Source organism: Paenibacillus xanthanilyticus (assembly GCF_042682185.1).
Taxonomy (GTDB): domain Bacteria; phylum Bacillota; class Bacilli; order Paenibacillales; family Paenibacillaceae; genus Paenibacillus_Z; species Paenibacillus_Z xanthanilyticus.
Genome location: NZ_JBHUHA010000001.1, coordinates 1,469,942 through 1,492,370, shown reverse-complemented (window position 1 = coordinate 1,492,370; position 22,429 = coordinate 1,469,942). Strand labels below are relative to the sequence as shown.

Annotated in this window: 18 protein-coding genes; 16 read left to right on the top strand and 2 right to left on the bottom strand. The window is 54.3% G+C overall.

Going from position 1 to position 22,429, the window contains the following annotated elements; genetic code table 11:
* Window positions 1–163 precede the first annotated feature (163 nt).
* The 3 genes from ACFSKT_RS06110 (at window position 164) to sstT (ending at window position 5,510) form a co-directional block, all read left to right on the top strand.
* The gene (locus tag ACFSKT_RS06110) at window positions 164–1,321 is read left to right on the top strand and encodes a replication initiator protein A (RefSeq protein WP_377718108.1); all 1,158 of its coding nucleotides are present in this window, start codon (window positions 164–166) and stop codon (window positions 1,319–1,321) included.
* A 1,049-nt stretch (window positions 1,322–2,370) separates the two neighbouring features.
* Entirely contained in the window at window positions 2,371–3,669 is a 1,299-nt protein-coding gene (locus ACFSKT_RS06105; RefSeq protein WP_377718107.1) for a hypothetical protein, read from the top strand.
* A 611-nt stretch (window positions 3,670–4,280) separates the two neighbouring features.
* Window positions 4,281–5,510 carry a serine/threonine transporter SstT gene (gene sstT, locus ACFSKT_RS06100; protein ID WP_377718106.1) on the top strand — a complete coding sequence of 410 codons (1,230 nt, stop codon included), beginning with the start codon at window positions 4,281–4,283 and terminating at the stop codon, window positions 5,508–5,510.
* Between the two features lie 124 nt (window positions 5,511–5,634).
* Here sstT and ACFSKT_RS06095 read toward each other — a convergent pair whose 3' ends face one another.
* Complete coding sequence (locus ACFSKT_RS06095) at window positions 5,635–6,192, bottom strand: TetR/AcrR family transcriptional regulator (RefSeq protein WP_377718105.1); 558 nt, start codon at window positions 6,190–6,192, stop codon at window positions 5,635–5,637.
* Between the two features lie 199 nt (window positions 6,193–6,391).
* On the opposite strand from ACFSKT_RS06095, the gene ACFSKT_RS06090 reads away from it, so the two are divergent.
* The 7 genes from ACFSKT_RS06090 to ACFSKT_RS06060 all read left to right on the top strand — a co-directional run bounded on the left by ACFSKT_RS06090 (window position 6,392) and on the right by ACFSKT_RS06060 (window position 12,640).
* The gene (locus ACFSKT_RS06090) at window positions 6,392–7,441 is read left to right on the top strand and encodes an NAD(P)-dependent alcohol dehydrogenase (protein WP_377718104.1); all 1,050 of its coding nucleotides are present in this window, start codon (window positions 6,392–6,394) and stop codon (window positions 7,439–7,441) included.
* A gap of 91 nt (window positions 7,442–7,532) precedes the next feature.
* Entirely contained in the window at window positions 7,533–8,702 is a 1,170-nt protein-coding gene (locus ACFSKT_RS06085; RefSeq protein ID WP_377718103.1) for an MFS transporter, read from the top strand.
* Between the two features lie 74 nt (window positions 8,703–8,776).
* Window positions 8,777–9,187: a (R)-mandelonitrile lyase gene (locus ACFSKT_RS06080; RefSeq protein WP_377718102.1), complete on the top strand. Its 411-nt coding sequence runs from the start codon at window positions 8,777–8,779 to the stop codon at window positions 9,185–9,187.
* A gap of 222 nt (window positions 9,188–9,409) precedes the next feature.
* Window positions 9,410–10,168, top strand: a complete 759-nt coding sequence (locus ACFSKT_RS06075) for an MBL fold metallo-hydrolase (protein WP_377718101.1) — start codon at window positions 9,410–9,412, stop codon at window positions 10,166–10,168.
* Complete coding sequence (locus ACFSKT_RS06070; protein WP_377718100.1) at window positions 10,149–10,721, top strand: TetR/AcrR family transcriptional regulator; 573 nt, start codon at window positions 10,149–10,151, stop codon at window positions 10,719–10,721. Before ACFSKT_RS06075 ends, ACFSKT_RS06070 begins: the two co-directional genes overlap by 20 nt.
* 150 nt (window positions 10,722–10,871) lie before the next feature.
* Window positions 10,872–11,354 (top strand): hypothetical protein, encoded by a 483-nt coding sequence (locus ACFSKT_RS06065; RefSeq protein ID WP_377718099.1) that lies wholly within the window; start codon window positions 10,872–10,874, stop codon window positions 11,352–11,354.
* 176 nt (window positions 11,355–11,530) lie between these two features.
* Entirely contained in the window at window positions 11,531–12,640 is a 1,110-nt protein-coding gene (locus tag ACFSKT_RS06060) for a DUF418 domain-containing protein (RefSeq protein ID WP_377718098.1), read from the top strand.
* A gap of 68 nt (window positions 12,641–12,708) precedes the next feature.
* Here ACFSKT_RS06060 and ACFSKT_RS06055 read toward each other — a convergent pair whose 3' ends face one another.
* A complete protein-coding gene (locus tag ACFSKT_RS06055) occupies window positions 12,709–14,106 on the bottom strand; it encodes an MFS transporter (RefSeq protein ID WP_377718097.1) in 1,398 nt (465 codons plus the stop codon).
* Window positions 14,107–14,250: 144 nt separating this feature from the next.
* Here ACFSKT_RS06055 and ACFSKT_RS06050 point away from each other — a divergent pair, with 144 nt between their 5' ends.
* From ACFSKT_RS06050 to ACFSKT_RS06025, 6 genes are all read left to right on the top strand, one after another.
* Window positions 14,251–14,625: an ArsR/SmtB family transcription factor gene (locus ACFSKT_RS06050; RefSeq protein WP_377718096.1), complete on the top strand. Its 375-nt coding sequence runs from the start codon at window positions 14,251–14,253 to the stop codon at window positions 14,623–14,625.
* Window positions 14,626–14,644: 19 nt separating this feature from the next.
* Window positions 14,645–16,219 (top strand): ABC-F family ATP-binding cassette domain-containing protein, encoded by a 1,575-nt coding sequence (locus tag ACFSKT_RS06045; RefSeq protein WP_377718095.1) that lies wholly within the window; start codon window positions 14,645–14,647, stop codon window positions 16,217–16,219.
* Window positions 16,220–16,436: 217 nt separating this feature from the next.
* Window positions 16,437–17,192 carry a LytR/AlgR family response regulator transcription factor gene (locus ACFSKT_RS06040; RefSeq protein ID WP_377718094.1) on the top strand — a complete coding sequence of 252 codons (756 nt, stop codon included), beginning with the start codon at window positions 16,437–16,439 and terminating at the stop codon, window positions 17,190–17,192.
* Window positions 17,179–18,468: a GHKL domain-containing protein gene (locus ACFSKT_RS06035; RefSeq protein ID WP_377718093.1), complete on the top strand. Its 1,290-nt coding sequence runs from the start codon at window positions 17,179–17,181 to the stop codon at window positions 18,466–18,468. The genes ACFSKT_RS06040 and ACFSKT_RS06035 overlap by 14 nt, the downstream gene beginning before the upstream one ends.
* A gap of 120 nt (window positions 18,469–18,588) precedes the next feature.
* On the top strand, window positions 18,589–20,628 hold the full coding sequence (locus ACFSKT_RS06030) for a serine hydrolase domain-containing protein (protein WP_377718092.1): 2,040 nt from the start codon (window positions 18,589–18,591) through the stop codon (window positions 20,626–20,628).
* A gap of 125 nt (window positions 20,629–20,753) precedes the next feature.
* Window positions 20,754–22,385 (top strand): DUF6138 family protein, encoded by a 1,632-nt coding sequence (locus ACFSKT_RS06025; protein ID WP_377718091.1) that lies wholly within the window; start codon window positions 20,754–20,756, stop codon window positions 22,383–22,385.
* The last annotated feature ends 44 nt before the right edge of the window (window positions 22,386–22,429 follow it).

Sequence of the window (22,429 nt, the reverse complement as noted above, 5' to 3'; positions counted from 1 at the left end):
TATAGCGAGGTTCAAGCCTGTTTTCTCGCAGGATCTTGTGCAATACTAGTTCAAATTTGTGGGGGAGCGCGGCTTCTTGGTTTATCGGGCCATGCCGATTGTCATGTGCTAGATTAGCGACTACAATAAAGGAAGAACGACCATGAAAGCAGGTGGCAGGCACTTGAGCAAATCGATTCTGAACAACCTTGAGAAGAATGCTCAAATTCTCGTGAAAAGCCGTAAGGATCTAGCGAAATACTCCAAAGACGAAGCGATGATCAAAGGGCAGATCGAACTAGAAGCGGAAGGGTTCACCAAGCCGCTATTATATAAAAGCATCTCGGAGCTCAAACGGATCTCGGTTCCACTCATTACGCGGTATACGGAAATTGCGCTGAAGGACAATCAGAACGAAGAAGTAACCGAAGAGATTCAGCTGCTGCAGCATCAAATTTTAATCCTCGAGAAGGCCATTCAAATCAAGCAAAAACAAAACCGGCAGCTCAGCCACAATATGGAGCGGAATTTCATCGACCATCCGTTCATCTCGTCGAGCAGCCCGAACGAGGAGACCTTGCAGAAGCAGCGGAAGAAAGACGGGAGCTTAGAGGTAAATAAGACGGGTTTCCGCAACATGCATTATAACAACAGCAACGGCAAGCTGCTGCTTCCGACGGACGCGCGCAACATGCTGGGCATATTCAAGCTATGGGAGCAAAAGGGGAAAAATCAAAGCTTCGAATTTACGTTCAACGAATTACTGAAATGCGTTCAGGTGGAGGCGATCGGCGGCGAGTATAATAACCTGTTCGACAGCTTGTCGAACCTGGGCCAAACGTCCATCGTGATGGAAGAATTTTTTGATGCGGAAGCCAAAAAACGGATGAGAACGAAGATTCATAACCCGTTTCAGGATATGGAGATCGACCGGACCACGAATACGGTGTCCGTTATGCTCAGCAACAACCTCCACAAGAACTTATTGATCGGGAACGTCGTGCCGATCAGCATCTCGCTGTTTAACGATTTGGCCTCGCCGACTTCGCGCGCGCTGTACCTGATCTTGGTCAACAAAGCGAAGGATGGCGAGCTGATGCTCGACGTGGAGCAGCTGCTTCCGCACCTAGGTCTTCATTCGAGCGAGAAGTCGAAAGCGTACTCGCATATGCAGCGTGCTTTCGAGGAGCTGCAATCGTTCGACGTCATTCAAAGCTTCGATATTGTGCGAAAAGAACGTCGCGTTCCGGTGCAAGTGCGGTTCATTCCGAGCGATTGGCTGCTGCAAGCGGATTCGATGGACAATCAGCTGCAATTCAACACGCCTACCTTACTAGGGTAGCGCGTGTTTTTTTTTAATAACTCCCCTAAAGTACGTCTCGAAACTCCCCTGAAGTACGTATTTCATCCGTTTTTCAAAAATTTTCTTCTCCAACGAGACTCCCCTGAAGTACGTGCCAAAACTCCCCTGAAGTACGAAGCTCCTCTGAAGTACGTGCCGAGACTCCCCTAAAGTACGAAACTCCCCTGAAGTACGTGTCAAAGCTCCTTTGAAGTACGTCATGAAGCTCCCTTGAAGTACGAAACTCCTCTGAAGTACGTGTCAAAACTCCCCTGAAGTACGAAACTCCCCTGTAGTACGTCTCAAAACTCCCCTAAAATTACGTGCCAAAACTCCCCTGTAGTACGTTTGACCATATCCCAACCCCAGTGGTATTGTCGAAACTAGGAGATTTATGTAATAAGGGCTGATTGGTTTGCGTTCACGGTCAAGACCGGGAATGCAGCATTCAGCCCAAGCTGATTGGTTTGCGTTCATGGTCAAGACCGGGAATGCAGCATTCAGCCCAAGCTGATTGGTTTGCGTTCACGGTCAAGACCGGGAATGCAGCATTCAGCCCAAGCTGATTGGTTTGCGTTCACGGTCAAGACCGGGAATGCAGCATTCAGCCCAAGCTGATTGGTTTGCGTTCACGGTCGCAAGACCGGGAATGCAGCATTCAGCGAGAGAAATACAGGCATGTATAGGCGTGAGACTTAGACATGCTTGTATGGATAGAAAAAAACCCCCGCTGGTAACGGGGGTTAGGAGAAGTAAGGTCTGGTAAACTTTACTTCTTGCGTTTGATGGTAGGTTCACGATGGAATCCTGTGCCGTCAACGCTTCGTGTGGTAGCGAGGCGATGACGAGCGTGCGCTGATCACCTGCTGGTAACAGGGAATCGGCTGATAATTGCTGCAAAGTCCTTTTTCGCGAAAAAATGTCGCAGAAAAGGTCTGCTTTAGTTTTGCCTTTATCGGCTGTTTCCTTATTATAACGCGCCAAGGAACGGGAGTAAATACGCTGCACATGACATTCCTATGAATAGATGAGGAAGGAGGCCGATCTGGATGGCGAAGCCGTATAAAGGATCACATGCGTTCCAATATATGAAATTGAACAACCGAAACTTCGATGCGACGTATCCGGTGTCGGTCGATTATTCCTTCCTGCATGATCTGCTCCAAATTGAACGTTCGTACGACCAGGACGAAGTGATGCTGTTCCGCCGCAATAGCCACCCGATGCGAAAATACCATGTGACGGAGATGTCGATCCGCCTCCTGATGACCATTTCCCGTCGCTTCAATACCGAAGGGGCGCTAACCGGCGTGTCTACGCATCAGCTGTATCAGCTCATGAACGATGAGTATGAGGATGCGGGCTCTAAAGAGCAGTTCTATGCCGAGATTCGAAAGTTCATCGACCTGGGTCTGCTCTCGACCAACAGGAATGGCATCATCTCCGAATGGCGGTTGGAAGCATACAAGCGTCGGACAGGCCGATTCGTACTGTTCAGTCCGGTCGTCTTCACGAAAGCGTTCACGGACCTGCCGTTGTCCGCCCAGAAGCTGTATCTCTACATCATCAGCCGCAATGGCGACAAAATGAACACCGAATTCAAGGAGTTTCTTGGCGATGGATCGTGGATCTACACGCTGACCCACAAGAACCGCCCTGCCCAGATTCGCGAGACGCTTCAATCGCTAGCAGCCTTGGAGCCGCAGCCGGGACAGCCTTTATTTACGAAGACAGCCGTATCCAAAGACACGTCGGGACGGTGGTCTTTGTGCTGCGTGCCCAATCCGGTCTATCACGTTCGTCATGAAGCGAATCGTCATTATCGGTCGGTCCCCAAGGCGAAAGTGCCGTATAGCAGGACGGTCGGGCGGCTGCGCATGCTGCTCCATGCATTCCGGATCGGCGATCTCGAGCAGCTCGACAATGGACAAACCTTCCTCCGGCTGGCTCAATTGATGCATAACCGAGGGATGAAGGTGCTGCGTTTCGCGGCCAAACGGCTTCGCGAGTTGTTCGATAGCCGCGAGCTGTTCAGCGTCGATCCCGTGCTCGTTCTGGAGAAGGAATTGGAGGACCGCACCTTCCAACGCTTTATCGAAGTTGCGCAAAGCACGGGCGTTTACGCCTTCGTCGCCGGCGAGGAGACGGACTATGCGCTTGCGCGTCCTTATCAGTTCTACAGGGCGGTCAAAGCATGCTTCACGCTCCGACAGTTTAAGACGGCTTGCCAGCGCGCGATACGGCTGCTTCAAACCGAGAACGTTGTTCTCAGGGCGGGAGGGGAGTTTTATCTGGAGGAGTTTCTCATTTCCCGCTTCGCACGAGCCGACAAGCAAGTTCACGCTTAGCCCCCAATTTAAGGGGCTTTTTTGGCGTTGGTTCTAACTCGGCTTTTCGTTACGTCCGCGCAGAGCGCGACTGCCAGAGGAACGGAAGAGCCGCCATTTTCTACGTCAGCAGCCAACCGGCTGTTATTTTTTACGGATCGATGTGATAAAAACAGACAGATAGGACCGATTAGGGACGCGTTATTTCCTCTATTGTAAATATTGCAGACATCATGTGGTGGATTGGGGACGAATTCTGGGGGTAATAAGGGAGGAAGCACCGACGAACAGGAGAACGGAATAGGTGGGTTGCGCATAAACCCCCTAATTCTATTTTTTGAACCGCTTTGTCCATTTCGTCTATAAAAATGACGAAAGCTTGCGATGAAGTCTGAAAAAATAATGCAGGGCGGCCGTGAAGTCCTGTCTCGTGCGGGATTCAGCCATTGGGCAGCCTCGCTAAAAGCTTTTTATCTTTAATAGATACTTGTAGTAAAAGATAGATATCATCATCATAGGCACATATACACAACAATCTGGTTTCATGATAAAATTACGTTTATACGACACGGAATTATTCCATATAATGTATGATCGTATGTATAATTCCAAATATTTGCTGGAGGGACTTCATGAAAGCACTCGTACTCAAATGGAATCAAATCAGCCTCGTAAAGCGTATACTCGCGGGCATGCTCGCAGGTATTCTCCTTGCGTTAGCGCTCCCTCAAGCAACCGGAATCAGCCTGCTCGGCTCCCTGTTCGTATCTGCCTTGAAGGCGGTCGCGCCGGTGCTGGTCCTGCTGATCGTCATGGCGGCCATCTCGCAGCACAAGAAGGGCCAACAGACGAATATGGGCTCCATCCTCGTACTGTATGGGATCAGCACGTTTCTTGCCGGTCTGATCGCGGTGATCGCGAGCTTTATATTCCCGGTTACCCTATCGCTTGTTACGGGATCCCAGGATCTGTCGCCGCCGGAAGGCATCGTCGACGTGCTTAAGGCGCTGCTGTTGAATGTCGTCGATAATCCGGTGCACGCGCTCATGAATGGCAATTATATCGGCATTCTGGCGTGGGCGATTCTGCTCGGCCTCGCGCTGAAGAACGCACACGACAGCACGAAGACCGTGCTGGTCAACCTCTCGGATGCCGTGTCCCAAATCGTGAAGTGGGTCATTAATCTGGCGCCGATTGGCATCTTGGGCCTTGTATTCGATTCGATTACAGCGAACGGCTTGGCTTCCTTGCTGGATTACGGGAAGCTGCTCCTCGTCCTGATCGGGTGCATGCTGTTCATCGCCCTTGTCGTCAACCCGCTGATCGTGTACGTGAATATTCGCCGTAATCCGTATCCGCTCGTGTTCAGCTGCCTTAGGGAGAGCGGTATCACGGCGTTCTTCACGCGCAGCTCCGCAGCCAATATTCCGATCAACATGCGGTTGTGCGAGAAGCTCGGCTTGAACCCGGATACCTATTCGGTCTCCATTCCGCTCGGCGCGACGATCAACATGGCGGGCGCGGCGGTTACGATTTCGGTCTTGACCTTGGCGACGGTCCATACGCTCGGCATCGAGGTGGATTTTGGCATGGCGCTTCTGCTCAGTGTTCTCTCCGCCGTTGCGGCTGCCGGCGCCTCTGGCGTCGCGGGCGGTTCGCTGCTGCTCATCCCGCTGGCGTGCAGCTTGTTCGGCATCCCGAACGAAATTGCCGTCCAGGTGGTCGGCGTCGGCTTCATTATCGGCGTGCTGCAGGACTCGTTCGAGACCGCGCTGAACTCCTCCTCCGACGTGCTGTTCACGGCAACCGCGGAGTATGCGAAGGAACGCAGGACAGGCACGGAAAAATTAAGCAACGCGTAATGTTTGAACGACATTCGAAATATCCGCAACGAACATGCGGAACAAAAAAGCGGCATCCCTGGGGGACGCCGCTTTTTTGCTGGCTCTGCGTGTTCATTTGCTGACCGCGATCGCGCTCGATAATTTATAAGCTTCTTCCCAATAAGATGCCCGCCTGCTTCGCCATATCCCGAGGCGGGTAGGGCATGCCGTTGCGGATCCACCATTCAATGAGCCCCACATAAGCGGTCCCCGCATATTGCAGGATCACATCATCGCTTAATTCCGCGTTCTTGCCGCTTTCTCTGTCGATCTCGCCTTCGAAGCCGGCCATGAAATTCGCCAGCAGCCGGGTTCGAAAGGAAGAAGGAGCGCTCTTCGCGTCATTGCTGGCCAGCATCGCCGAGAAAAACAGGTAATGGTTCTCGAAATATTCGAAATAGGGCACGAGCGCGTCGATCCAATCCATCTCGCATGCCCACTTGTCCATGGCTTCCAATTCATCAAAGTGGGACGCGATGAGTTTATCCAACAGATCGTATTTGTCCTGATAATGAAGATAAATGGTACCGCGGTTAATGTTCGCCCGATCGGCGATATCCTGAATGGTGATGTGGTCGAAGTTTTTTTCGGTCATCAGCTCGATCACCGCTTTTTTCATGGCTTCTTGCGTTTTGAGTATTCGACGGTCTACTTTGGGCATCGATCGTTTCACCTGGCTTCTCAAGATAATGAACATTTTGAACGGCTGTGTTGAGATATCAACAATCCGCGTCGGATTAACCATTGAAGGAACGCGTCTATATTCATAATATTAGACATGAGTTGATTAAACAATTCATTTTGTTTATTTATGGGTACATGTACACGACCCCATATCCCACTTTCCAGGAGGTTTCACGATGATAAACGCTCAAGCACGCGCCGTATTTAATCAAGAAGGTCCATTCAACCTAACCACCATAGAACGTCGGGAGCTTCAGCCGCACGATGTCCTGATCGAAATCAAATACGCCGGCATTTGCCACTCGGACATCCATTCCGCTCGCGGCGAATGGGGGCCGGTCCAATATCCGTTCGTGCCCGGACATGAGATTGCCGGCATCGTCGCCGAGGTCGGCCCGGAAGTGACCAAATATGCCGTCGGCGACCGGGTAGGCGTCGGGTGCATGGTCGACTCCTGCAGGGAGTGCGCCAACTGTCACAAGGGCGAGGAGCAGTATTGCCTGCATGGCATGACGGGAACCTACGGGTCTGTCGACCGTTACGGACAGTACACGCAGGGCGGCTATTCCACGCACATCGTCGTCACGGAAGACTTTGTGGTCCGCATACCCGACGGTTTGGAGCTGGATGCAGCTGCTCCGCTCTTGTGCGCTGGCATTACGACATATTCGCCGCTGCGTCATTGGGGAGCCGCTCCCGGCAATAAGATCGCCGTCGTGGGACTTGGCGGGCTTGGCCATATGGCCGTGAAGCTCGCTCACGCCATGGGAGCAGAAGTGACGGTGTTATCGCAATCGCTGAAGAAGAAAGAGGATGGGCTGAAGCTGGGCGCGGATCATTATTATGCGACGAGCGATCCGGAGACGTTCAAGGAGCTGGCTGCATCGTTCGATCTGATTGTGAATACGGTGAGCGCGGAGATCGACATTAACGCCTATCTTTCGCTGCTGGCGGTGGATGGCACGCTCGTCAACGTCGGCGCTCCGTCGGAGCCGCTGCCGGTCCACGTGTTCTCGTTGATCCCTCATCGCCGCTCGTTCGCCGGGTCGTCCATCGGCGGCATTCGCGAGACGCAGGAGATGCTGGATTTTTGCGCCGAACACCACATTGCGCCCGAGATCGAAGTGATCGCCGCGAACCAGATCGATGAAGCTTGGGCACGCGTGCTGGCTTCGGATGTCCGATATCGGTTCGTCATCGACATTAGCACGATGGGGCAAGAATAACAGGTTAACCTTGCACAATTTGACGGGGCACGCCTAACAGGTGTGCCTCTTTCATTCAACATGCAGGAAATCGACGTGAGGATGATCCCCATTGAGAGTAAAACCCAATTCAGTACGACTCATTATTTTATCGCTGGGCGTCTTTAGCATCTTGAATACCGAGATGGGCGTTATCGGGATATTGCCGTTAATCGCCGAGCATTATCAGGTGAATATAGCCCAGGCGGGGCTGGTGGTCAGCCTATTCGCGCTTGCCATTGCCGTATCCGGTCCTGTCATGCCGTTATTGTTCTCGCGCATGAATCGCAGAACGACCCTGCTGCTCGTGCTTGCCGTTTTTATCGCGGGCAACGTGGTGTCCGCGGTCACGACCAGTTTCACCCTTTTATTAGCTGCGCGCGTAATCCCGGCACTCTTCCATCCGGTCTATGTGTCCTTGGCTTTTACGGTGGCCGCATCGTCGGTCGGCAAGGAAGATGCCCCCAAAGCGGTATCCAGCATATTCATCGGCGTCTCCGCGGGGATGGTGCTTGGCGTGCCGATCACGAGCCTCATCGCGAACACAGCTTCGTTAAGCATGGCCATGCTGTTCTTCGCAGCCGTGAATGCCGTCGTATTGGTGGCCACGCTGTTCTTCATACCGTCCATGCCGGTGGCCGATAAGCTTTCGTATGGCGCGCAGCTAACCGTATTGAAAAGATCGGTTACCTGGCTGTCCATCGCTGCCGTCATCTTGATGAACGGAGCCGTCTTCGGCGTGTATAGTTACCTTTCCGAGTATATGGAGACCGTGACGAACATGAGTTGGGATGCGATCAGCTTTCTCTTATTCGTATATGGCACGGCCAATATTATCGGGAACATCGCGGCCGGCAAGCTGCTTACGAAACATGCGTTCAAATTGGTAGCGTCTTTCCCTTATGCGCTCGTCGCGGTGTACGTCGCGATGTTAGGGGTGGGTCATCTCGGCGTTCCTATGTTCGTCGTCCTCTTGCTTTGGGGAATCGTGGCGGGGATTGGAGGCAACATCAATCAATATTGGATCACGTCCGCGGCGCCGGAAGCCCCCGAGTTCGCCAATGGGTTGTTTCTAACGGCCGCGAACTTGGGGACGACCGTCGGCACGGCCGTCTGCGGTTTATTTATAACCGGGATCGGGACGCCGTACGTGGTTTTCGGCGGCATGCTATTGGCGCTATTAAGCGTCGTCGCGATCATCCTAAGACGTCCCTACCATCAAGGACAGATCGCGTCACTTTAACGATTGAACCGGCGTGCTTGTTTATAGGATAATGAACGCGAGTTGACGACTGCTCATAATTGGAGGGATATAGAATGGAAATCAATCGAGTGGGGACGAGAGCATCGGGCAAAGGGCCGTCAGACTATTTTACCGGCGCGGTGCGCATCGACCCGCTGTTCGAAGCCGCCGATCCGGCGCGGGCGCAAGGAGCAAGCGTGACGTTCGAGCCTGGCGCGCGCACGGCCTGGCATACGCATCCGCTCGGTCAGACGCTGATCGTCACGTCTGGCCTGGGACGAGTGCAGCGCTGGGGAGGCGCGATCGAGGAGATTCGTCCCGGCGACGTCATCTGGTTCCCGCCAGGGGAGAAGCATTGGCATGGCGCTTCGCCGACCACGGCGATGACCCATATCGCCATTCAAGAACGTCTGGACGGCAAGGCCGTTGAATGGTTGGAGCAGGTAAGCGACGAACAATACGCGTTCAAGGAAGACGGTGAATAAGAAAGGCGATCGACAAGCCTCAGACCCAACAAGTCTGGGGTTTTTCTCATAAAAAAAGCGATTGCATACGACGTTACGTCATGTGGTTTCATGAACGCGTCCGAATTTCGATGCGTCCCCCGTTCGAGGCAGCGGATGACCAAAATCCTCCTTGCAAAAACTAATGCCATTAGTTAATATAAAACTAATGGCATTAGTTTTCGAAAATAAGGAGTGATCCGATTGCGAATTATTCATAAACGTTCCGTCTTTCAACTGACATTTTTACCGCGCTTCTTCCCGGTGAACGCTTATTTAGTCGAGGAGGAGGACGGCTTGACCGTGATCGACGCCGGTTTGCCCTACAGCGCGAAGGGCATCCTTCAAGCCGCGGCGCGAATTGGCAAGCCGATTACGCGGATCGCGTTGACGCATGCGCACGGCGACCATATTGGCGCGCTCGATGCGCTCAAGGCGGCGTTGCCGCAGGTGCCCGTATTCGTCTCGGCTCGCGACGCCCGGCTGTTGGCCGGCGACCGGTCCCTCTACGCGCACGAACCGCAAGATCCGATTCGAGGGGATGTGCCGAAAGCCGGCAAGATCAAGACGAAGGCGGACGTCCTGCTGCAAGACGGCGACCGGGTGGGCTCCTTGCTTGCCATCTCCGCGCCTGGCCATACGCCCGGGCATATGGCGTTTCTGGATACGCGCAACCGGGCTCTGCTCGCGGGCGACGCGCTTCAGACGCGAGGCGGCATGGCGGTAGCCGGCCAACTGCGTCCGTTATTCCCCTTCCCGGCCATGGCGACGTGGAACAAGGTAGCGTCGCTCGCGACCGCGCGCAAATTATGCGAGTTGAATCCCTCGCTTCTTGGCGTGGGGCACGGCCTCATGGTCGATAACCCGAAAGCCCAGATTGCCCGCGCGATCGAAACCGCCGAGCGCCGGCTGCATGCCAACGCGGAAGAAGGGAGCAACCAAGATGCCGCGCATCGGTCTTGATTTGCCGGCGGTCATCCGCGCCGCAACCGAAATCGCGGACGAGCAAGGTCTCGAAGCCGTCACGCTGGCCTCGCTCGCGCAGAAGCTGCAGATTCGTTCTCCGTCGCTCTATAATCACGTCAATGGGCTGCCGGATTTGAGACGCCAGCTGGCGCTATCCGGGATGGCGAAGATGTCGGAACGGTTCGCGAGCGCGCTGGCCGGCAAGTCGGGCGACGAGGCCATTCGGGCGTTCAGCTATGCATATCTTGACTTCGCCCGCGCACATCCCGGTCTCTATGAAGCGGTGCAGCGTGCCGTCGACCAGGACGACAACCGGCTGCAGGAAGCGGCCGGAGGCGTAGTGGATATGGCCGTGAATGCGCTGGAAGTGTATGGACTACGGGGAGATGCGGCCATTCACGCCGTGCGCGGCTTGCGCAGCTTTCTGCACGGGTTTGCTCATTTGGAGAAGCAGGGAGGCTTCGGGATGCCGCTCGATCTGGACGTCACGTTCAACCTGATCGTTGATACGTTTTTGGCGGGCATAAAGGTGATGCAATCTAAGGGTTAGATCCTGCGTGAATGAGAAGGGGATTGTCGCAGGTACGGTTCCTTTAACAGCCGATCCAGCCGGATCGGCTGTTTTTTCTTTGGTCATAGCACCCTCTGACTGGGCGGCGGCATATAGTGGAAGGATTCTATACGAAATGGGGAAGTCCATTTGTATTATAGCCATTATGACCATGCCCGCTGGGGTTATCGCCAAACAGGAGCGCCGCTTCCTTATGCCGCGCTGCAGGAGTCGCTCCAAGCCATTCAGATGACGGCGAATGCGGAAAGCAATGCCGAGTCGTTCTTTCAACGGCTTATCGAACTGGCGCCTTCCGAGGAAGCGCGCAGCGTGCTTGCCTCCATCCGGGATGACGAACGCAAGCATCTGATTACGCTGCGCGAAATATACACGGCCTTTACGGGCAGGGATGTTCAGGTAACCGCGCCGATAACGGTGTATACGGACGTCTCCTCGTATGAAGCCGGATTGAAACAAGCGTTATTTCACAAGTGGACCATGGTCCAGCGCGCGGGCAGTATTCTTGCCGCCATGCCGACAGGCTACTATCAGAATTTGATCGCCAAAATCGCCATCGATAACGTGGCGATCGTGTCCAAGTGGAATTATTTGCTGGATACGCTTCGCCGATAGAAGGAAACAAGCGCAGCCGATCAGCTTGCCGTTGATCGGATCGACGGTCGGTTCATCACGACCGGCTGCCTGTTCATTTTCGTCGGGAACGATAATCATCGGTAACCGCATCAGAGATCGTGTGTTAAAATATGGATGATAATGGAGCGGAAAAAGAGGGGAGGATCGGGTTCTCGATGTCTACAAACAGCGGGCGCAAGCTAGCGCCGGATTTGGCCAGAGGCTTTATGCTGCTGCTTATTGCTTTGGCGCATGCGAATCAGTATCTAGTCCACCTCGAAGAAACCGCATTAAATCGCGTCATCATCTTCTTGCGGCAAATCGTTGTCGACGGTCGGGCGTTCCCTGTATTTTTTCTGCTGTTCGGCTATGGCATGGTCCAATTATTACGCAGGCTGGAAGAGAAGGGACAGGAGTGGCCGGCTATACGCAAGCTGCTCCTTCGGCGCGGCTGGTGGCTTCTTTTGTTTGGATTCGTACATACGATTACGCTTTACGACATCACAATCGGACTGTACGGCTTGGCAACGCTGGCCTTTTTTTGGTTCCTCCGTCTGTCGGATAAGACCTTGATTTGGATCGCGGGCATCACGTTATTCCTGGCAACCGTACTCGGCGCTGAGATTACCCGCGGTGAATATGACTGGGATCATGCTGCTTCGACTACGGATGCCGCTGGAGACGGAATCGGGAATTTCCTGCTTACGCGAGCGTTTTACTTTGTGCCTTATACCCTCATTCTCCTGCACCAAGTTATACCGGCCATGGCGCTTGGCATCTGGGCGGCTCGGAAGAAGCTGCTCGACGATCCGGAGCGGCATCGGGCTCTCCTCTTGCGGACGGCATCCATCGGTCTTACGCTGTCCGTACTTGGCGGCATGCCGCTTGCGCTGATGTCCTCGCTGTACTGGCATGACCCTTCGGCGGCAGCCAGATCCCTTGCAAGCGCCTTGCATACTTTAACCGGTTATGCGGGCGGAATCGGCTGGGCAGCGCTTATCGGCTATATCACAGGGAGACCGAGTACGGTACGTGGAAAGCTAACCGTGGCGGTTGCCGCACTCGGCCAGCGATCGTTAACGTTTTTTATTCTCCAATCGATCGTGTTCTTCATCGTGTTTGCGGATGGACTAGGCGGTGTGGGCGAGATCGGCAATCAGCTTGGCAGCGACATTGTGGCTTGGTTGACTTGGATCGCCTCCCTCATCATGGCCTGGTTCATGCAGCGCGCGAACGTCTCTGGCCCTGCCGAGCAGCTGCTGCGCCGATTGGCCTACCGGAAATAGAAACGCCAAAGAGGTGTCCTACCGTCAACTCGCATGACGGTAGGACACCTCTCTTCGCGCAGCTGCCGTTACGGCGTTGAGGATAGGGACGAGGCTGCGGACTTGCTGCTCGATTTGCCTGGCCGGGTGTAGAAGTAGCCGCAAGCCATGGCAAGCAGGACGATCGCAACCATGCCCCAGAAGATGCTGCCGTACGCGGCGGCAAGCGTCCGGGCATGCTGCCATTCGAGCGCCGTCGCCGTCGCCGCGATGCCGAATGCGCCGCTGAAAAATTGCAGCAGCTGGAATAATCCGAGTCCCGAGCCGACCTGGGAACCCGGCAGCAGGCGCGACAGCTCGTTCGAGACGCTGCTGGATAGGAACGTGAACCCTACGCTCATGATCATATAGATGAACACAATCGCCCAGTACGAGCGCGCGGCGAAGAGCGCGAACAGCACGACGGACGCCAGCATAAGCAGCGGAATGGCTCGAATGATGAGGCGATTGCCGTAACGATCGATGATTCGGCCAACCGAACGCGACAGAATCATGGCCAGCATGGAGCCCGGGAAAATAATGAAGCCGGCTTGGCTCGCCGTTAATTCGAATTGATGCACCAAAATTTGCGGAAGGATGAATAGGGTGGCGAAGCTGCATAGGTAGGCCCCGATCCCGACGGCGCTGACCGTCAAATAACGCCCATTGCGGAATAGCGACGGCTGGACGAAGGGATCTTTGGCGATGCGGATACGCACGACGAACAAGAAGATGGCAGCCAAACCGGCACCCAGCCAATACCATGCTTGACTGGTCAGGAACAGCAGCAGTCCCGTCGTGCCGATGCCCGCGAACAAGGCGCCAAGCACGTCGAAGCTTCCTTTCGCCGGCTTTTCTTTGGGAAGCAGCCGGATATAGAACGGAATGAGCAGCAGCGTAAGGGCGGTCACGCCAAACAGAACATGCCAGCCCAAATATTCGACGATCACGCCACCGATGACGGGGCCAAGGCCTAAACCGAGCGACGCGGCCGACATAATGGCGGCCATCGCTTTGCCCCTCCTGTCCACGGGCACGTACCGGGTGATCAGGACCATGGACAACGCGGGAATCGCGCCCGCGCCGGAGGCCTGAATCAGGCGCGCGAACAAGAGCGGCAGGAAGCTGTCGCTGAATAAGCCAAGGATGGCGGCTCCGCCGAACGACAATAAGCCGATGACATACAGCCGCCTGATCGGAACGAAATCGGAGAGCCGACTGTACGTAATGGACGAGATGGCGAACAGAATGGAGTAACCGGTCACGATCCACGACACCGAGGTGGAGGAAAGACCGAAATCAAGCGCGACATCGGGCAGAGCGAGATTGAACATCATCGTATTCATAATGACGAGCACGATTGTAAATCCGAGCAGCAGCGTAATGACGCCTTCGTCAATGGGCGCCTTGTCTTCGCTTGCGCGATGGGCAATGTCCGTATCCGGCATGGTATCCCTCTTTTCATTATTTCTAATGTTCGATTATAATCGAACATTAGAAATATAGCATGGAATATGGTACGATGCAATTATTAACTTTCCAACTATTCACTGACAACGAGTACACGATATCGTCGGAAGGGGCTGCTCCACTTGAAAGCATTACATCATCCCGATCGATCTGATCTTCAACTCACTTCCGTGTTATATGCGCTAAGCGATCCGATTCGCATTCGCTTGGTGGCTACCCTGGTCCAGATGGGGGAAGGGTCATGCGGATGCCTAGAGCTGCCTATCGTCAAATCGACCTTGTCCCATCATATGCGCACGCTTCGCGAATCCGGTATTACCCGCACCCGAATTCAAGCCACGCAGCGACTGCAGAGCATTCGGCATGAAGACCTGGAAGCGCGGTTTCCGGGGCTGCTCCAGACGGTCCTGCGAGCCTACGAGATTTCGACGGGCGAACCGGCTGCTTACCCGATCCCGGAAGGATGGGCTGAAGGGTACCAGCGCGAGAATAGCTAACAAGCAGAAGGAGAATCGCATGAGCGTCATTCGATTGGAGAACGTCACGAAGAAATACGAAGAATCCTTGATTTTCCGCAATATCTATTTTCGCCTGAGTCAAGGGGAGCGGGTTGGCCTAATCGGGCGGAACGGCGCGGGCAAGTCGACGGTATTCCGGCTGATCCTGGGCAAAGAAGAGCCGACGTCGGGCAATGTGGAGGTCGATCCGCAGGTCAAGATCGGCTACTTCTCGCAATTCTCGGAGCTGCAAAGCGGTCTGTCCGTGCAACAAGAGCTGGAGCTGTGCTTCGAGCAGGTTGCGCAGATTGAACGGGAGCTTCAGCAAATCGGCGAGCAGCTTGGCGTCGTTGCCGACGATGGCGAGATGGAGCGTCTGCTGGGCAGGCAGGCGGAGCTGTTCGAGCAAATGGAGCATCTGGACGGGTGGAACGTCGGGGTCGAGATCAACACGGTGCTGACGAAGCTCGGCTTCGACGACCGTTCGCGCCATCAGCCGGTGGGCGAGCTGTCCGGAGGCTGGCGCAACCGCGCCGCGCTCGCCAAGATGCTCATCGAGCAGCCGGATGTCGTCCTGCTCGACGAGCCGACGAATTACTTGGACATCGAGGGCATCGCTTGGCTGGAGCAATGGCTGTACCGGTTCAAGGGCGCGATGATTCTGGTGTCGCATGACCGCCAGTTTATCGACAAGGTCGTCACGCGCACGATCGAGATCGAGAACTATCATTTTCAGGAATACGAAGGGAACTACACCGACTACGTCCGCAAGAAGAAGATGCGCAAGAAGGAATTGGACCGCCAGTTCGAGTGGGAGGAAGAGCTGCTCGCGATGGAGGCGGAGGCGATCGACAGCCGCGCAAGCCGCAAAGCGTCTGCGAAGGACAGGCTGTCCCGGCAATTGGCGGAGAACAAGAAGCGGATCGAGCCGCATCCGGTGAACGTGCTCATCACCGACATTTACGAGCGGCTGCGCTTCCCGGACAAGCTGTGCGAGGTGAAGAAGATCGGCCAAACCTTCGGCGAGCGCACGATCTTCGAGAACATCAGCTTCGATATTCAGAAGGAGGACCGCCTCGTCATCGTCGGGCCGAACGGCAGCGGGAAGTCGACGCTGATCAAGGTGCTTACCGGAGAGGCGAAGCCGGAATCCGGCGAAGTGACATGGGAGAAGGGCGTCAGCTACGCGTATTTCAACCGGATGTGGGAGGAGCTCGATCCGAAGGATACGGTGACCCACGCGGTGAACACGTACGGCTTGGGATTGGACGCGCCGCGCAAGAAGGTGAATAAGTTCCTCTCCATGCTGCAATTCTCGGAGGCGGACTTGAGCAAGACGATCGGCCATCTCTCCGGCGGGCAGAAGGCGCGCGTCGCGCTGGCCAAGTGCCTGCTCTCGGGCGCGGCCGTCATTATTTTGGATGAACCGACGAATCACTTGGATCTGACGAGCATTCAGGTCATGGAGCAGGCGCTCATCCATTTCCCAGGCGCGGTCATCACCGTCAGCCACGACCGGTTCTTCATCGACAAGATCGGGACGAAGATGCTGCAGTTCGATCCGGTGCAAGGCATCCGTGTGTCTAACTTATAGAAGAGGCGGAGACGCCTTGCCCCGACTTGCTTCTGCGCGAATCAAAATGCTTACCGCTCGCTTTCGATGGTAAGCATTTTTTTGTACCGAAGCGGGGCATGACGTTCAGGGATCAAAATTCGCGTTTCATCCGGAATCCCATTTCCTTGCGATCCAAACGTAGTATGATGAGACATAGCGTCCCAAAAAGCTGTTGGAAGTAAGGAGTGTTCCATTCGTGTACAGAGTGGCGATTTGCGATGATGAAGTCAACCAACGAGAGCGAATTCGAAACGCCGTCATTGCCTTGTCGATGAAGGCAAATATCGAATTCGAAATCGAGCTGTTCAGCTCGGGCGAACAATTGGTCGCCTATTATGAGCGTCGGGAGACGCCGTTCCATCTGCTGATCCTGGATATCGAGATGGGGGGCATGAACGGGATTGAAGCGGCGCGCAGAATCAGAGCGTTGAACGACCTGGATGTCCAAATCATCTTCCTTACCAGCTATCCGGACTATATGATGGAGAGCTTCGACGTCTTGACCTTTCACTATTTGATTAAGCCCGTGCCCCCGTCCGTGCTGGAAGAGAAGATTCTCAAGCTCTGCCAATACGTGCAAGCGATGGACAAGAAGTTCATGATCGTCAAATCGGGCTATGAAGACATCGTCATCAAATATGATGAGCTGATCAGCATCGAAGCGGCCAAAAGTTTAACGATCAAAAGCAAGCTGCGCTTCACGACCCTTCACCGCCTCTATGACGGTAAAGGCATTATCGCCGATTATGCGGAAGCCTTGAAGGACCACAACTTCTTGCAAATTCATCGGTCTATTATCATCAACCTGCTCCATGTGCGGAAGTTCGCCGGCGGCGTTGTGCAGATGACCAATGGACTGGATCTGCCGATCGGCCGTTCTAAAGTCAAGGAGGTTAAGGATACGTACACCAAATTTATGATCAAGAGGGTCGATGGCGATGAGTTTGGTTGATGCGTCGGTTGTCGTGCTCTTTCTTCTCGTGCTCGGATTTCAGCTGAACTTTTTCTTTCAGTCGGTGTTCGGCAAAGCCGCTAGAAAACAAAACCGGTTTATTTATTTTCTGATCTACGGGCTCCTCGGTTACCCCTACATTGCCATTTCGCTTCATCCCGTGATCTATGCCGCGCTGCCGCTGGTGTTCGTCTTTATCGTCGCGCATTCGTATCGCGTCGCCATTCGTCTGAAGCTCATTTTCACACTGGTCTACGCTGTATTAGTGTCGTTGGCAAGCTCGATCTCCATTTATATTCTATATACGCTGGACGATATCGACTTCGAGCGCTTGGACGCTGTCGCGCAGCTGGATTCCGCCACGCTGACGAAGCTGATGTTTCTCTGCTTCTTGATCATGTTTGCCGTCATCCAGCTCATACGGCTCGTGGCCAAACGAAGAAGCTTCTCCTTGCCTTACCGGTATTATGCGATTTTTTTGGTCATCCCGGTTCTCAGCATCTACCATCTGAATATTTTAACGTTCAACAGCTTCTTCTCCTTTCTTTCGGCCATCGGCTTTTTGTTCTTGAACGTTCTGATCGTCTATATCATGGATACGATTACGGAAAAGCTGCAATTCATGCACGAGAACGCGCAGCTGCAGCAGCAAATGGACTACCAGGACGCGAACTACGAGAAAGTCGTGCACAGCTTCAAATCCATCAAGAGAATCATTCACGACACGAATCAACAATTCCTGTATATTGACGAATGCATGAAGCGCAACGAACTAGAAGCAGCGAGGGAGCACATCAAGACGACGTTAAGCAAGATCGAGGGCGCTTATCGGCGGGTCAATACGGGGAATCTGGCCATCGACGCCCTAGTCACCAACACGCTGGATATCGGTCAAGCCAACGGGATCCGCATCGACACGAAGCTTAGCCTGGATTCGCAGGAAGTCCGTCTCGACCGCTACGACCTCTGCGTCGTGCTCGGCAATATGCTGGATAACGCCATTGAAGCGTCCAAACAAATCAAGCTCGCGGAAGACCGGTACATGCTGATCAAAATCCACGCCAAGCCCGATACGCTGCTGATTCACATCCAGAATAATATGGAGCATGAAACGGCACGGCTGCAAAGCCAAAAACCAAATCCGGAATTCCATGGCATCGGACTTACCAACATCGCTAGGATCTGCGACAAGTACGGGGGTCATATGACCATTGAGACGAAGCATAAACAATTTCATAACATGGTCGTTCTGCCGTTCTTGACGAACAATCCCTAAGCAGCCTGCTGTTTAGGGATTGTTTTTTTCGTTTCAGGGCGATTTCGGATCAGCGGGTTGGTTTCCTTGTATGCTGACTTTAGTCACCACCAACCAATCGAAATCCAGGAGGCAGGAAACATGAAAAAGAAAGTGTTGTTATTCATGAGCACGCTGCTTGCGGCTGCGCCCGTCGTCTCGGCATCTTCGCAATCGACGGAGGCGTCCGTTGAGCAGACGGCGAAAGAGCTGGCCTTGAAGATCGTATCCGACTATGGCGTCAGCGGGATCCAATACGCGCTCCGTGATCATGGGGCCGTCGTCTTGTTGGACGGCGCGGGGGTCCACGATAAAGCGACCAAAGCTCCCGTCACCAAGGATACGATGTTCGGCATCGGCTCGACGAGCAAAGTGTACGTGACGGCCGCCGCGATGAAGCTGGCCGATCGGGGTCTGATCGATATCGATAAACCGCTGACCACCTATGTGAAGGATTTCAAAATGGCGGATGAGCGGTACAAAAACATTACGCCGCGCATGCTGATGAATCATTCCTCGGGCCTGTACGGCAGTCACTTCGAGGACGGCTTCCTGTTCGACGACAACGATACGGAAGCCCACGACGAATTGCTGGACCGGTTGCGGTCGGGACGCTTAAAGGCGGATCCCGGCGCGTTCTCGGTATACTGCAACGACGGGTTCCAGCTGCTGGAAATCATGATCGAACGGGTAAGCGGGCTAAGCTACAGCAAATTTCTGCAAACTCATTTTAGCTTGCCTCTTGGGCTAAACGCCACCAAGACGCCGCGCGATTCCTTTGACAGAGACCGACTTGCCAGCGTGTATTTGCCTCCATCGGAGCAGGCGCTGCCGGTAGAGAACGTCAATCTCATCGGCACAGGCGGTATTTATTCCACGGCTGAAGAGGTAAGCAAGTTCGGGGATGTTCTCATCGGCAACCGGACGGACCTCTTATCCGAGAAGTCGGTTAAGGCGATGCAAAGCCATGAGTATCGCAAGGGATTTTGGGTGCCGGAAGAGACCAACTCCTTCAATTACGGTCTCGGTTGGGATGCCGTACAATTAGCGCCGTTCGATGAGTACGGGATTACGGCGCTGTCCAAAGGCGGGGATACGACCATGTATCACGCCAGTCTCATTACGCTGCCGGAGCATGATCTTTCTATGGCGGTACTCTCGTCGGGAGGAAGTTCGATCTACAATAGCATACTGGCAACGAAGACCTTGCTGGCCTATGCCAAAACCAAAGGCATCATTGACGAAATTTTGCCTGACAAAACGTTCGAACCCGCCGTTAAAGTCGACATGCCGACAGACCTGCAGGCGTACGCCGGATTGTACGTGACTTTGGGACAAATGGTCGACGTGCAGTTCAAGAACGGGGAGATCGTGCCCGAGCTGAGCGACGGTTTCTCCCCGCCTCAGAAGTTCATGTATACGGGCAACGGACAATTCAAATCCAACGACGGCAGCGCGACCGTGAGCTTCGAGCGGGCGGACAACGGCAAGACGTATATGAAATTTATCGGCTATGCGAGCGTGCCGGGAATCGGCCAATCGGCTATGGCTACGTATTCGCATCAGAAGCTGGATCGCAATCCGCTCGATCAGGCAACGAAACAAGCATGGGAAGCGCGGAACGGAAAGACCTACTATCCGCTGGATGAGAAAATTACGGCAATCGGCTATCTTACTCCTTCGTTCATGACAAAGCAATTCGAGGTGAACACTGACTTCGGTTATGCATCTGGCACCAAGATCATCAGCGGGAATAAAGCCGTCAATGTCGCCCAAATGCCGATTATGCACGGAAGAGACACGTTCGATTTGAATTTCTACACGAAACAGCAGAAAGAGTATTTGACGATCGGCGGGCAAGCTTACATCCGGGAAGATGCCATACCGACCTTCACGTTAGGCAGCGGTACGCTCCGTCTCCACAATGATCAGGCTGCTTGGTTTAAAATCGACAAGAAGTTCGCCAATCGCCAGATCATCGTCAAGGCGCCGGCCAGCGGAGGATTTGCCGTCTATGATGCGAAAGGGGCGACGGTTCATTTTTCCAAGGTACACCATAAGGATTCCGTCGTGCTGCCTGAAGGCGGACTTCTCGTATTTGGCGGTAACAAGGGCGATGTTTTTAGCATGAAAGTGAAATAAATCAGATTCAGCGCATGGGGTTATTCGGCACGCCTTGACCATCGGAATCTAGCGAATTGGATTCTTCCGAACCATCCACTATACTAGAAATGAGTCTGTACTGAGAAAATATACCTGAGGAGGAAATGATGGACAAGGCGGCCGAACAGCTATTGGATCAGATCTGGACCTTATTGATGTCGATTTACGAGAAAGAAAAAGCGAGAATCGACGGCTTGAAAGGGCTGGGTCCGCTTCACCCGGGAATCATGGATTACATGAGAGTCAGCATTCGAAGGAGCGGCTCCCGCTCGGTGGCGGATCAAGTCGGCCTCGACGTGCACGAACCCCTCTTCAGCGACGATGCCTACGATGTGGAGGTCGGACCGGAGTCGGCCGCATTAAGCGGCGACACCCTGCTCCGCGAATTTTTCCCCGCCTGGCGGGCTCGCGTCGAGGGGATCTTTCAGTCGGAGGCGTACGGCGCGCATTTCTTCGGCTATCGCATGCAGCTCGTGCTGGAGGTTCAGTCCGAGACCGAATCGCTGGTGCATCGTGAATATCTCCGCAATGAAGCCAAGCTGGAGAAGTTGAAGCAGCAGTTGAACCGATTCATCGAAGTCAAGGTGTTGAAGGACCTGCCGGTGCTGCCCGCGGAGAACGATGATTTCTTCTTCGCCCGACATCTAATGAATCCGGATCTGGCGGCGCAAGACCCGGACGTGGTCGAACCGCTCAATCAACGCCTGAACGCGAAGATGCTCGCATTCCCCAAACGGTTGGAGAAGTGGCGCTATGCGTTCGTCTCGGCTTGCAAAGACTGGGCCGAGGAACGTTTTTTGGATCGGTATTTTGAACGTACCGGGCATTATGAGTTAGAACGCGCGCTGCTCCCGGACGACCAACGCCCGCCGATACAGCCGAGCGAAATGACATTTTTCCTCTATGTCACGCTGCAGATCGGCTTGAAGGAACCGGATACCCGCAAGCGTTATCTCGACTACGCGGTCCAACTCGGTTCCGAGCAAGCGGCCGCTTATTTGACGAAGGGAAGCGGCCAGTTCGCCGCCGGTCATACCGGAAGTCTGATGTCCGGCACATGCAACGACGTGCTGCAGACCATCAACATCCGAATCGACGCGGAAGAAGAGGCGGCTTATCGAGAAGCGCTCGACTATGTGAGCGGTCTGCTGCGGGAAGGGTTTCCGAGGGGCTATCAGCTGAAGCTGAAGAGCGCGGCGAAGCATTGGCTTCCGATCGCGAGCTTGGCCAAATCCAACCTGCATCAGTTTTTTGCTAACGCCCTGCAATATGAAGGGCTGCACCCGCTGATCGCGGACTATGCGGAGCTGGCCATGAAGGAATTCGCATGGTACGGCGATGTGGAGAGCGGCGTGAAGTCCGTCATGCCCGGGACATACGCGGTCTTCGGACTGGGCTTGGTTAGCGAGACGTATTTTCCTCTCGTTCGCCGCTATATGGAGATCGTCGACAGCGAGCACCAATCGGCGCAGGATAAATATGCGGAAGCGTTCGTCGCGCAGCATGGCGTGACCGTCGCTAGCATGCCGACGCTGGTCGCCATCGTGCTGGGCGGCAGCGACATGGCGAAGCCGGTCAAGGGCATCGCGATCGATACGCCGGAGCTGGCGGACGCGCTGCGCGAGGCGCTCGCGGACCAGCCGGATCACAAGCGGGATGTGGTTCTCTACCGGCTGTTCGGCAGCGAGAAGAAAGGGTTGGCGGCTCTGAAGCAGGCGGCGTCCTTGCGGAGTTAGCATGCAGCCAGTTCGGACAGGGAATTCCCGGCGCCCGTTAGAAA